Raw genomic sequence first — 11,989 nt, 5'->3', positions numbered from 1 at the left:
GAATTATTTATTCAATTAGACGTAATCTGCGGGTAACCTAGCTATAAAATAAACAATGCGCTCCTAAGTGCCAAGGAGCTAATACAGCTTCCATTTCACATTTTTTGCTTCTACAAAACGATTATTTACATCCTCCCAATTCACTATATTCCACCAATTTTTAATATACGAAGCTTTGTCTGTTTTATATTGTAAATAATATGCATGCTCCCACATATCAAGGACAAGTAAAGGTATTGAATCTGCAAGCTGGAAAAGTTGATGTTTTTCAATAGATTGCACTCCTAGTTTTCCGCTTCTTGGATTCCAAAGTAATACAGCCCAACCTACACCTTCTACGGAACTTGCAACATTTGTAAAAAGTTCTCTAAATTTTTCCCAAGACCCGAAATCTTTGTCCAGTTGATGCTTAATTTCTTTAATTGGATACTTGGTAGAATTAGGTGTCATATTGAACCAAAATATCGTGTGTAAATTATGACCGGAGCCATTAAATGCTTGTTCCCTTAGCCAATGTTTAATTATATTCTTATCCTTCAAATTTAAATATAATGCTTTCTCAGCTTTATTTAGTCCTTCAACATACGCCTTATGATGGATATCATGATGCAGGTGCATGATTTCTTCGCTTATATATGGTTCAAGTGCATTATAGGCATATGGAAGAGGCGGTAATTGGTGCTTCCCATAAGGGACACTGTCCATTTGGTAATAATTAACCATCGAATTTAAGATTCTTTGACCTTGATCCTGCAAGACTTGAAGGTCCTCCGTCATGATTTCTTCCCCTTGTTCTAAATAACGGATTACGCTTGCCTTCCAATCAGTAATAGTTTCTATCCAGTTTTCATTTTCTGGAAGATTTGTATTTTCTAGTGTTTTCTTCGTTTCATCTGCCCATCTGTTTAGTTCTTGCAAATATGATTGACTGTTATCCATCTTATCACCCCTCTAAATCATATGCCCATAGCAATAAAATGTGAAAAATCCTTACATTTTTACATGTAAGGATTTTAAGCAAATATATTCTATTCCACTTCTTGATTGCCGCTTAGTTCAAACTCATCACCAAATCGCTCAAAAAATAAATCTGCTTCCTGTGTCATCTCTTCCGTGTTCGCTGTATCTGGAAGTGCTGGTAACTCTTCCAAGGAGGTTAAACCAAAATAGGTGAGAAAATCTTTACTTGTTCCAAACAAGATTGGTTTACCAACGGCATCTTTTCTACCAAGTTCTTCTATTAGAGATCTAGCAAGTAATGTTTGTACCGCACGATCACTATTTACCCCGCGAATTTCTTCCATCTCCGTTTTTGTAATTGGTTGCCGGTATGCGATAATTGCAAGAGTTTCCAGAGCTGCCTGTGACATACGGGTTTGCTTCGGAATGTCTAATAACTTCTTGAAATAGTTGCTATGTTCTGGTTTTGTCGTTAAATGAAAGATATCATGAGATTGCATGATCATCATCCCGCGATTGGAATGTTCATAATCATATTTTAATTCCTCGATAATATGAATTGCAGTCGATTCTTGAATTTCGATAATTTTACTTATTTGTTTGATGTTAATTCCTTCATCGCCACTTGCAAATAATAATCCTTCTATAATTGCTTTTACTTCACCAATTTCCAATGTTATTCCTCCATATAAAATACAAAAAGTGTATCAAAATGTTTCGTTTGTTTACAGTAAACATCCTTATTTTTCATTAATTCCAATATAGCAATAAATGTCACGACAACATGGGCTCGTGAAGGATATGGAAATAGCTGATCAAAAGCAGTTCCGTTCTTATTCTGTTTAACGGCTTGTACGATTTCTTCCATTCGCTTTTGGATCGGAATTTCTGCCCGTTCTATTTTTGTATCCAATGGCTCATTCCATTTCTTTCGTTCAAACATCTTGCCGAGTGCAGTCAGCATATCGTAAACAGATACCTCTCCTTTTGTTACCGGCTGCTTCGAATTCTCTAACACATCGAACAATGTCGGAGGTCGTGTGAAAATTTGATTCGCTTCTATTTCTTTCTCTTTTAGTTTCTGAGCAGCATCTTTATACTTCCTATATTCAATCAATCTCCCGATCAATTCTTCTCTTGGGTCTTCCATATATTCTTCCGCTTCATCATCAATCGTTTGGTTCGGTAGTAACATCTGGCTTTTTATCTCCACAAGCGTTGCCGCCATTACGAGGTACTCACTAGCGATATTTAACTCAAATTTCTGCATCGTATGGATAAACTCCATATACTGTTTTGTAATAGCTGCCATTGGAATATCGTATATATCAATTTCTTGTTGATTAATTAAATGTAGTAATAAATCAAGCGGACCTTCAAATACATCTAATTCAACTTGATATTGATTCATGTCTTTTACACACCTCGTCCTTTAGTTAATTATGTAAATATGTCACAAACGCCTATACATCGAGACAGCTACCATCATAAATTATTAACGTAAGATAAATGTTACCATAAAACATTTATGTAAAGAAGAAAAAGGAGGAATTTCATCATGAGTGGTAGTTATGGTGGAGGATTCGCGCTAATCGTTGTATTGTTCATTCTTTTAATTATTGTTGGTGCTTCTTGGTATTGTTAGTCGAACTCAAAAACCAGCCCTATAAATAATCGGGCTGGTTTTTCACTGTTCATCGACTTGATCACTAATATCTTCAGACTTATCATAGAAACCCTGTATTTCATCTGTAGCACTTACTGTGTATTTATCCTGATATTGTTTTCTTATGTCATGTACCATATGTTTACCGATCCCTAAATTACGATGTGATGGTGTAACGGATAGATGTTGAATAATAACTTGATTATCATTCTCTACCTTAACTCCAATCGCACCTAAGACATCCTCTTCTTTCCATAAATAGAGATGCCAGTCGTCGTTGGTTTCATATTCTTTAATCGTTTGCAACAATTTTTTAACGTCTTTTTTTTCATCCGGCATGAAAGACAATAATCCCATTGCAATCTTTTCTAGATTTTTTTTATAACGAATTAGCATAGATACCCCTCTTAATAAAAAACTTATCATGAATAGAAAATGTAAACTTATGTTAGACTTTATCCGTTGTTATTCGTCACATTAGAAGTAAATATCTTCTTCCATATCTGTTATATAAAAAGATTTCATTGTAATTGATAATATCATAACTTATGAAAAGAGTATATACTATTTGTTTAAGTTCAATTTACTAATTACTCGGGTTTTTATAATAATATTACCATTATGTACGAATTAATAAGGAACCATACCTAATATAAGTTAGGTGGAAGTTTTTCCGTTATTAGCTTATAAAGTATATAACCATCTGTATGTTTATCCTTATATTTAAAAGGAATTAAATTAACAATCCCTAACCAAATATTATACCAAAAATATAGACGTATAAAATCATTTGGGTACAAATAAAGGACAATTAATAATAGCAAAGCTGTTATCCCATTAAAAATCGGGCCTAGTGCAGTAATCCATAATAACTCACTCTTGCTGTATGGCTTAGCTCTGCTACTTGACGTAAGACCATCCATAAAAAAAATAGCATAAATAGATAACTGTAGCCGTTCAAAATTAAATTGAAGCAGATGCTTTCCTCTTCCAATTGATAGAACAATAGACTCGGCTTGAACCATTCTAGCAGCTAAAGCATGACCGATTTCATGAATTAGGGTGCTAGATGGAACTATAATCAATATCAAAACTAATAATAATGAAATATCCATTACTAACACCCTATTTATTAGAAACTTGGTTGTTACTTTTGTCTTCAGTGACAACCAAGTTATACTTATTTAGGAAGAAAGCTTTCTGCTCTCTTAACTACTAAATTACAAGGATTGTATATTACGCTTCGAAAACCTTAACTTCCTTCATTACATCTCCGTTTTGCATTGCTAAAGCTGTTTCTAATCCAGATGTAACAATTCCAAAAACAGTATGAACACCATTTAAATGTGGTTGTGGCTCATGAACGATAAAGAACTGACTTGAACCGGTATCCTTCCCTGCATGTGCCATTGATAAGCTGCCTGCTACGTGCTTGTGAGGATTACCTTCTGTTTCACATTTAATCGTTGTCCCACTGCCACCCATACCAGTACCAGTTGGGTCTCCGCCTTGACTTACGAACCCAGGAATAACACGGTGGAATACTACCCCATCATAAAATCCACTATTTGCCAATTTCTCAAAATTTGCTACTGTATTTGGAGCTTCATTTGGGAAAAATTCTAATTCGATTTTCTCGCCATTTTCCATAATGATATATCCTTTTTTAGCCATTATTACATCTCCTCAAAAAATAATATTATTGAACCTTTTATATTCTACCACTTAATAAATTTATTTGAAAGAATTCAACTTAAATGCCTTGATTGTTTATTCATAGGACAAATCATTACGAACAATATCTTCATATGTTTCTCTTCTTACTACTAGCTTGTCTTTTTTGTTTTCAACAAAAACTACTGCAGGATTCGCAAAGCGATTATAGTGACTTGCCATCGAATAACCATACGCTCCAGTTGAGAATACTGCGAGTATATCACCAGATTCTACTTCCGGAACAGGTAAATCCTTAATGAGCTGGTCACCAGATTCACAGGCTTTTCCAGCTATTGTTACTTCATTTGTAGCTGGTTTGTTTGCTCGATTTGCGATGACTGCATCATATTTAGCTTGGTATAGTGCAGGTCTAATATTATCTGCCATTCCACCATCAATAGAAATATAATTACGAACACCAGGTATTTCCTTCATCGATCCTATCGTGTATAACGTTATTCCTGCTTCCCCAACTATTGAGCGACCAGGTTCTAACCAGATTTCAGGCATCGCAATGTCAAGTTCACCCACACGATGCTCAACAGCCTTTACAAGATCCTTAACATATTTATCGTATGGCAGTGGTGTATCTTCCGCGGTGTATCGGATACCGTATCCTCCACCTAGATTCAAAACACTTGGTATATAATCATAATTTTCTTTCCAATTTGCTAACGTATTAAACAATATATCAGTTGCGAGGATAAAACCTTCCGTCTCAAAGATTTGTGATCCAATGTGACAATGTAATCCTTTCAATTGGATTGATTCATGCTGATACAGTTGTTTAAATGCTGATTCTGCTTGACCATTCTGAAGATTAAATCCAAATTTAGAATCTTCATTACCAGTCATAATATAATCATGAGTATGTGATTCAACCCCAGGAGTAACACGCATTAATACATCTATTTTTTTATTATTTTCTTGAAGTATTCTTGTAAGTAGGTCAATTTCGTGGAAATTATCGACTACAATACAGCCAATGTTATGTTCAATCGCCATTGTCAACTCTTCAATACTCTTATTATTTCCATGCAAATGAATTTTTTCAGTAGGGAAATCAGCCTGCAAAGCCGTATATAATTCTCCTTCTGAAACGACGTCTAAATATAGATTCTCTTGTTTAGCAACTTGAAGCATCGCGATTGTGGAGAAAGCTTTACTTGCATATGCTACTTTTGCTTTTACACCTAATTCTTTAAAAGTATGTACAAAGGTTCTTGCATTATTTCGAATCATCGCAACATCATATACATATAGTGGCGTTCCATATTTTTCAGCAAGCATTGTTGTATCTATCCCACCAATTTCTAAATGTCCATGTTGATTTACTTTGAATGGATGATGGTTTATTAGCATAATTATCCCCTTTTCTTTACAGTAAACTGATTAAAGTAAAACGTAAAACTAAGTACCTCGCTACTTTCATATTTGGTCACAAGTTAGGCCTATGAAGCATTTGTATTCGCAAAACCTATGGAAATTACTTTACCATAGGAAAGTAAAAAACGAAAGAGCTAACACAATGTTAGCTCTTCTTAATCGGCTGACGATACACATTTTTAGGATGCACAAAACTTGGTCTTGTATTTGTATATGGAACAGGAATTCTGAAAATAACATGTAAAATCGCTTTACCATTGAATGGGATAAACGGCCACATATAAGGTACTTTTATTGATTTTAAGTGAATGAGATATAATAAATGAGCGACAACTCCAATAATAAACCCAGTTATTCCGAAGACGCCAACCACAATTACTAATGCGAAACTTACTAACTTATTCGCAATACTAAGTTCATAACTCGGTGTCACATAGGAACCAATCGCACTTACAGATGTATAGAGGATTACCTCTGAGCTTAGGAACCCTACATCAATTGCAATTTGTCCAATTAACACTGCTGCAATTAGACCCATTGATGTTGATAATGGTGTTGGTGTATGAATCGCTGCCATTCGTAAAAACTCAACTCCAAGACCTGCGACAATTATTTGGACAAAGATGGGGATATTTCCAACTTCATTAGGTCCAATAAATGATAATTGCTTTGGCAGTAACGATGGATCGATTACTAACAACAACCAAAACGGCATTAAATACAATGATGCAAGTACGGCCATAAACCGGATAAAGCGAATAAACGTTCCTACAATCGGTGCCTGACGATATTCCTCTGCATGCTGTAGATGATGAAAGAAGGTTACAGGTAGAATCATGACGCTGGGTGAGGTATCGACAATAACGATGACATGCCCTTCTAATAAATGACTTGCTGCAACATCCGGTCGTTCGGTATATCTAACGAGAGGATAATTATTCCATTTATTCTCAATAAAATATTCTTCTATTGTTTTATCCGTCATCGTTATTCCATCAATTTCGATTGAACCTAGCTTTTCTTTAATAAGTTCCACTAGCCCATCATCAGCAATATCTTGTAAATAACTGATACAGACATCCGTTTTCGATCGTTCACCAATCTTCATCATTTCTAACCGTAATCGTTCATCGCGTAATCTTCGCCGTGTTAGTGCAGTGTTTTGGATAATATTCTCGGTGTATCCATCCCTTGAACCTCGAATTACCTTTTCTGTATCTGGTTCTTGTGGTGTCCTGCCAGGATAGCTTCGTACATCAACAACATAGGCATACTTTTCTCCATCAATAAAGACGATAATTAAGCCAGAAAGAAGCTGATCAACTACTTCATCCATTGATTGAACCTCTGTTACTTGCTGATGGACCAATCGATTATGTATAATTTCAGGAATTTTCTTAACATTACTCTCGAAATCATTTATCTGGATTAATACTTTTAAAATCTCCTGAAATACAATCGAATCACAAAGTCCAGTTACATAGTAGAGCTGGACCTTTTTTTTCAAGATAATTATTTCACGAAATCCAACATCGAATGAGAGACCAATTCCAAGGTGTTCTTTCAAATATTGTTGATTTTCAATTAGTTTAGCTGAAACCGGATGTTTTGTGTTTGCAAACCCCATAATGCTTTACACCACTCTTTCTTCCTATTTAACGAATATTGTCCATTGAAATAATGAGCCGATTATCTTTCCAAACACAATGGCCATTAGTAAAATTAATAAATGTCTTTCCATTTTAATTCGTTTCGAAATGATTGGAAAAACATTTAACACTTCTGTTAGCGCCGCTGCAAGTAGCCCATTAAATATTCCATGAAATAAACCCCAAAGAATTAAAATGATAATTGATTGATTTAATATAATGTCTGCGAATGAAAAATAAGTCCCAATCAGTAGGCCGATAATGACACATCCACCGTACATTTTTACTAATTTCTCTGTTTTTGTTAGTTGAATTAATCTTGGAATAATCCCTAATACGGTAATAAACGCAACAAACCCACCACCAACTGCAAGACCTCCACTGAATCCAATAAGCACTTGTAAAAAATTAATTAGTAGGGTTTGTATCATTTAATTTATTTTCATATTGATTCAAATAGTTATCGAGGTCTTGTTGATATTTATAAATTTCTACTTCGAGTGGACTAGGTTCTTCATTAAATCGTTTATTAAACCAATGATTAAAAAACAAAAGAGTACCAATACCTAATCCTAATGAATATGGAATTTGAATCCATAGTGGGTATTGATTCTGCTCCCCTGTTAATAAATAGTGAAGCTTCTGCTGCACTTCCTGCATACTAACATCATAATGGAAATTCATGATTGTCATTGCTGTTCCGATAAACAAGATTATCCAGACGACAGAAACAAAGAATATGTTGATAGGCTTCTTTTTTGGAACTACTCTAATAATGGTTTGTGAATGACCTATCAATTGAATTTCTATTGCTTCAAATATATTTGTTAAGTGATCGATAATTAAAAAACTGTCCATAACGACGATGTTTTTATCCTTCTTCGTAATACGATAGATTGGGGTATTTTCAAGTTTCTTGTTTAATAATGGTTCTGTTGAGCTAACATAGGCAATATGCTTTAACTGGACTTCCTGCATTTCACTAAAATCAATATTTTTCTTCATTCGTAAATAAACAATGGTTGTCATTGAGCTATCACCTTCTATTAGTAACTTTTTGCTTTTATAGTATTGGCGAGAATTGATTATTTATCCAAGCTTTATCTTGAAATCTTGATTTAAGTAATCGGTATTTAGATAAACTGCGAACTATGAGCTACGTTGATTTCCGCCGCGGACAGTCACGCATCCGGAGGGTGACCCGGTCTGCTCCTTCGGAAGAAGACCACTTCCGATGAATCTTCAGCCGTTGCTATTCCCACGGGACAAGGAAGGCTTCGACATCGTTACATCACACGATGAGAATCGTTTTTTTCAGGGAGTCTTCTGTCCCCCGCTGCAATCAACGGCCATGATAGAGGAATTATCCGCTCGTCTTATATCATAAATAAAATGATGACAGTAGTATTGCACAATACTAGCGTAGAAAATACACGAAGACTCCTGCGGGAGGAAGGGCTTAGGTGAGACTTCGAAGTGCGTTAGCACAAGATGGCTCACCAGCCCCCCGCGGAAAGCGAAGTGTATTTTCGGAGCGGTTGGCTAGAAGCACCTAACTAGTTCGCAGTTTATATCAACATTTCATGAATAAATCATCTGGAAAATAGAGTTTATAGAAAAACAGATCATTACAATTTGTAATGATCTGTTTAGTTTCTAGAAATATTTAAGGATCCATATTTATTTTCATGTCATGTAATATCTTTTTCTCTAAGCGCGATACTTGTACTTGTGAGATTCCAAGTCTTTCTGCTACTTCTGTTTGGGTTTGGTCTTTGTAATAACGTAAGTAGATAATCAATCGTTCACGATCGTTTAAGTTTTTAATTGCTTCTTCTAAGTTAAATTTATCAAACCATTTCGTGTCCTGATCTGCAATTTGATCTAATAATGTTATAGGATCGCCATCATTCTCAAATACTGTCTCATGGATTGAGTGCGGGGTTTTAGCTGCTTCTTGCGCTAGTACGATATCCTCTGGAGGTATTTCAAGGGCTTGTGCAAGCTCATTGATCGTTGGCGTTCTTCCTAGCTGCTTCGTCAATTCATCCTTTTTTCTTCGGATTTTATTGCCAATCTCCTTCAATGACCGGCTAACCTTCACACTTCCATCATCTCTGATAAAACGTTGGATTTCACCAATAATCATTGGCACGGCATACGTAGAAAAACGAACATCATATGATAAATCGAATTTATCAATTGATTTTATCAGACCAATACTACCAATCTGAAATAAATCATCCGGATCATAGCCACGATTAATAAAACGCTGTACAACAGACCAAACCAATCGAATATTATTTTCAACTAATATATCTCTGGCCAACTTGTCCCCTTGCTGACTTTTATATATATAATCCTTCACCTGTTCGTCCGATAAGGTTGCTTTACGCTTATTATTTTTTACATTTACATCCATTGGCAATATCCCTAATTATAAACCGTTTTACTGTTAATGAGTTGCTTTGTCATGTTTACGGTTGTTCCCTTTTCAGGAGTGGACGTAACAACAACCGAGTCCATGAAATTTTCAATAATTGTAAATCCCATACCAGATCGTTCTAAATCCGGTTTTGACGTGTATAAAGGTTCCATTGCTCTGTCTATATTAGCGATTCCTATCCCATTGTCTTTGATGCTAAGTTCAATTTCTCCATTTTCAATGGTACAAGAAATGTAAATTTTATGGTGCCCTTCATTATTATAGCCGTGAATAATAGCATTCGTTACCACTTCAGAAACGACCGTTTTTATTTCTGTTAATTCATCCATTGTTGGATCCAGCTGGGAAATAAAGGCTGCTACTGTAACCCGTGCGAAAGCTTCATTTTCACTAATGCTAGAAAACTCTATTTTCATTTGATTTTTCATGAAGCCACCCCCAGTGTTTCTAGTGCAAAAGCTTCATTCTCCTCTAAACGAACAATTTTAAAGAGTCCTGACATTTCAAACAAACGTTTGATCGAAGGTGAAATAGAGCATACAACCATTTCTCCACCAAGCTGCAGTACTTCTTTATATCTCCCTAATATAACGCCTAGGCCGGAACTATCCATAAAGCTAACATTTTCAAGATTTAAGATAACATGTTTAATCGAATTTGAATATATCATATCCTTCCAGCTATCTCGTAGGTGCTCTGCTTCGTGGTGATCGAGCTCGCCGGCAAGCCTAACAATTAATACATCTTCTTTTACATCAAACATTGAGTGAAGTCCCATAACTATTCCTCCTCGCATTTAGACGCTATATACTACATTTCTCGATTATATGGGTAGATTCCTGCTCTATGACAAAAGAAGAAGCATTTCGACGAAATTCTTGGCAAATAAGAAAGTAAAAAAACTTTCTCATGGCATAAGTACAAGGACTTTAGCATAATGGCATGGCAAAGCCTTAGTTTGCAAATGAATTAATTAGCTTTAACAATCGCTTGTACTGATCTTTTTAATAATGTGAAGTAGGATGCTTTTCCAATATTTTCATCCACTGTTAGAGGAGATTCAAGAATTTTTTTATCTCCATTTTTTACAATTAACTTGCCAACTTGATCGCCAATATTGATCGGTAACCTGATATTTTTATCAAGTACAACCTCAGATGTAATATTTTCTACCGATTCCCCTTTTGTATGTAAGGTACTAATCGATTCTGATGTTACAACTTTAATATTATTTTTGTCTGCTTTCAATAATTTTAAATCCATAATCTTTTCATTTTTTTCAAACAGCTTATTCGTTTCGTAGCTATTAAACGCATAATCAAGCATAGCAGATACTGTTGAATTCCGTTCCTTAGGTGTTTTTGCCCCCATAACTACAGCTATCACACGCATTCCATCTTTTTCAGCAGTCGCAGTTAAACAATACATTGCTTCACTAGTAAATCCTGTTTTTAAACCATCCACACCAGGATAAAAACGAACTAGTTTATTTGTATTTACTAACCAAAATTCATTCTCTTTACCTTTTCTTAAATAATCTTCATAAATAGAAGTATAGTTTGTAATTGTTTCATATTTTAATAACTCTTTCGCCATGACTGCCATATCATATGCAGTGCTGTAATGATCATCAGCGGGTAATCCAGTTGTGTTTTGAAACTTCGTATTTTCAAGCTTAAGTTCCTTTACTTTATCATTCATTTTTTTCACAAATGCTTCTTCACTGCCTGCTATTCTTTCAGCTAATGCAACACTCGCATCATTTCCAGAAGCAATTGCAACCCCCTTTAAGAGATCATCTACCGACATTTCTTCTCCTGCTTCAAGGAAGATTTGTGATCCACCCATGGATGCTGCATGTTCACTAACACGAATCGTTTCTTCAAGTTTCAGATTTCCTTGTTCAAGGGCTTCCATAATTAAAAGTAATGTCATTATTTTCGTCATACTTGCAGGTGGAAGTTTTTCATGTGCATTTTTATCAAATAGAAGCTTCCCTGTATCTCTTTCAATTAAAATCGCGGATTTAGAATCTGGTGCGAGATTTAGTCCTTCTGATGTTTCGTCTGCAGGCTTTTCCTCTGCCAAAACTGAAATAGATGGAAAAATAGCGGAAATTGAAAATATCATTGTAACAATTAGTATGTACTTTTTCATAGGGTTACC

At 35.2% G+C, this 11,989-nt stretch carries 15 protein-coding genes; 1 reads left to right on the top strand and 14 read right to left on the bottom strand.

What is annotated here, in order from left to right; all coding sequences use genetic code 11:
* Window positions 1-78: 78 nt before the first annotated feature.
* The 3 genes from CWR45_RS00535 to CWR45_RS00525 all read right to left on the bottom strand — a co-directional run bounded on the left by CWR45_RS00535 (window position 79) and on the right by CWR45_RS00525 (window position 2,371).
* A complete protein-coding gene (locus CWR45_RS00535; protein WP_115747843.1) occupies window positions 79-939 on the bottom strand; it encodes a superoxide dismutase in 861 nt (286 codons plus the stop codon).
* 89 nt (window positions 940-1,028) lie between these two features.
* Entirely contained in the window at window positions 1,029-1,634 is a 606-nt protein-coding gene (scpB, locus tag CWR45_RS00530) for an SMC-Scp complex subunit ScpB (RefSeq protein WP_115747842.1), read from the bottom strand.
* 2 nt (window positions 1,635-1,636) lie between these two features.
* Window positions 1,637-2,371 (bottom strand): segregation/condensation protein A, encoded by a 735-nt coding sequence (locus CWR45_RS00525; protein ID WP_115747841.1) that lies wholly within the window; start codon window positions 2,369-2,371, stop codon window positions 1,637-1,639.
* A 147-nt stretch (window positions 2,372-2,518) separates the two neighbouring features.
* On the opposite strand from CWR45_RS00525, the gene CWR45_RS00520 reads away from it, so the two are divergent.
* Entirely contained in the window at window positions 2,519-2,605 is an 87-nt protein-coding gene (locus CWR45_RS00520; protein ID WP_115747840.1) for a YjcZ family sporulation protein, read from the top strand.
* A 42-nt stretch (window positions 2,606-2,647) separates the two neighbouring features.
* Here the strand turns inward: CWR45_RS00520 and CWR45_RS00515 are convergent, their stop codons facing one another.
* The 11 genes from CWR45_RS00515 to CWR45_RS00465 form a co-directional block, all read right to left on the bottom strand.
* Window positions 2,648-3,022 (bottom strand): GNAT family N-acetyltransferase, encoded by a 375-nt coding sequence (locus tag CWR45_RS00515; RefSeq protein ID WP_115747839.1) that lies wholly within the window; start codon window positions 3,020-3,022, stop codon window positions 2,648-2,650.
* A 251-nt stretch (window positions 3,023-3,273) separates the two neighbouring features.
* Complete coding sequence (locus CWR45_RS00510; protein WP_115747838.1) at window positions 3,274-3,741, bottom strand: M50 family metallopeptidase; 468 nt, start codon at window positions 3,739-3,741, stop codon at window positions 3,274-3,276.
* Between the two features lie 121 nt (window positions 3,742-3,862).
* The gene (locus CWR45_RS00505) at window positions 3,863-4,300 is read right to left on the bottom strand and encodes a peptidylprolyl isomerase (protein ID WP_115747837.1); all 438 of its coding nucleotides are present in this window, start codon (window positions 4,298-4,300) and stop codon (window positions 3,863-3,865) included.
* A 96-nt stretch (window positions 4,301-4,396) separates the two neighbouring features.
* Window positions 4,397-5,704: a diaminopimelate decarboxylase gene (gene lysA, locus CWR45_RS00500; protein WP_115747836.1), complete on the bottom strand. Its 1,308-nt coding sequence runs from the start codon at window positions 5,702-5,704 to the stop codon at window positions 4,397-4,399.
* A gap of 169 nt (window positions 5,705-5,873) precedes the next feature.
* Complete coding sequence (locus CWR45_RS00495) at window positions 5,874-7,355, bottom strand: spore germination protein (RefSeq protein WP_115747835.1); 1,482 nt, start codon at window positions 7,353-7,355, stop codon at window positions 5,874-5,876.
* Between the two features lie 24 nt (window positions 7,356-7,379).
* Complete coding sequence (locus CWR45_RS00490; RefSeq protein ID WP_115747834.1) at window positions 7,380-7,808, bottom strand: stage V sporulation protein AB; 429 nt, start codon at window positions 7,806-7,808, stop codon at window positions 7,380-7,382.
* Window positions 7,786-8,406 (bottom strand): stage V sporulation protein AA, encoded by a 621-nt coding sequence (locus CWR45_RS00485; protein WP_115747833.1) that lies wholly within the window; start codon window positions 8,404-8,406, stop codon window positions 7,786-7,788. Before CWR45_RS00485 ends, CWR45_RS00490 begins: the two co-directional genes overlap by 23 nt.
* Window positions 8,407-9,043: 637 nt before the next feature.
* The gene (sigF, locus tag CWR45_RS00480; protein WP_115747832.1) at window positions 9,044-9,799 is read right to left on the bottom strand and encodes an RNA polymerase sporulation sigma factor SigF; all 756 of its coding nucleotides are present in this window, start codon (window positions 9,797-9,799) and stop codon (window positions 9,044-9,046) included.
* Between the two features lie 11 nt (window positions 9,800-9,810).
* On the bottom strand, window positions 9,811-10,251 hold the full coding sequence (gene spoIIAB, locus CWR45_RS00475; protein ID WP_115747831.1) for an anti-sigma F factor: 441 nt from the start codon (window positions 10,249-10,251) through the stop codon (window positions 9,811-9,813).
* Window positions 10,248-10,601 (bottom strand): anti-sigma F factor antagonist, encoded by a 354-nt coding sequence (gene spoIIAA / locus CWR45_RS00470; RefSeq protein ID WP_115747830.1) that lies wholly within the window; start codon window positions 10,599-10,601, stop codon window positions 10,248-10,250. The genes spoIIAB and spoIIAA overlap by 4 nt, the downstream gene beginning before the upstream one ends.
* 191 nt (window positions 10,602-10,792) lie before the next feature.
* Window positions 10,793-11,980 carry a D-alanyl-D-alanine carboxypeptidase family protein gene (locus tag CWR45_RS00465; RefSeq protein WP_115747829.1) on the bottom strand — a complete coding sequence of 396 codons (1,188 nt, stop codon included), beginning with the start codon at window positions 11,978-11,980 and terminating at the stop codon, window positions 10,793-10,795.
* Between the last annotated feature and the right edge of the window lie 9 nt (window positions 11,981-11,989).

This window comes from Oceanobacillus chungangensis (assembly GCF_003369565.1).
Lineage (GTDB): Bacteria > Bacillota > Bacilli > Bacillales > Amphibacillaceae > Oceanobacillus > Oceanobacillus chungangensis.
The sequence above is the reverse complement of the archived record's forward strand: the minus strand, read 5'-3'. Positions and strand labels throughout refer to the sequence as shown.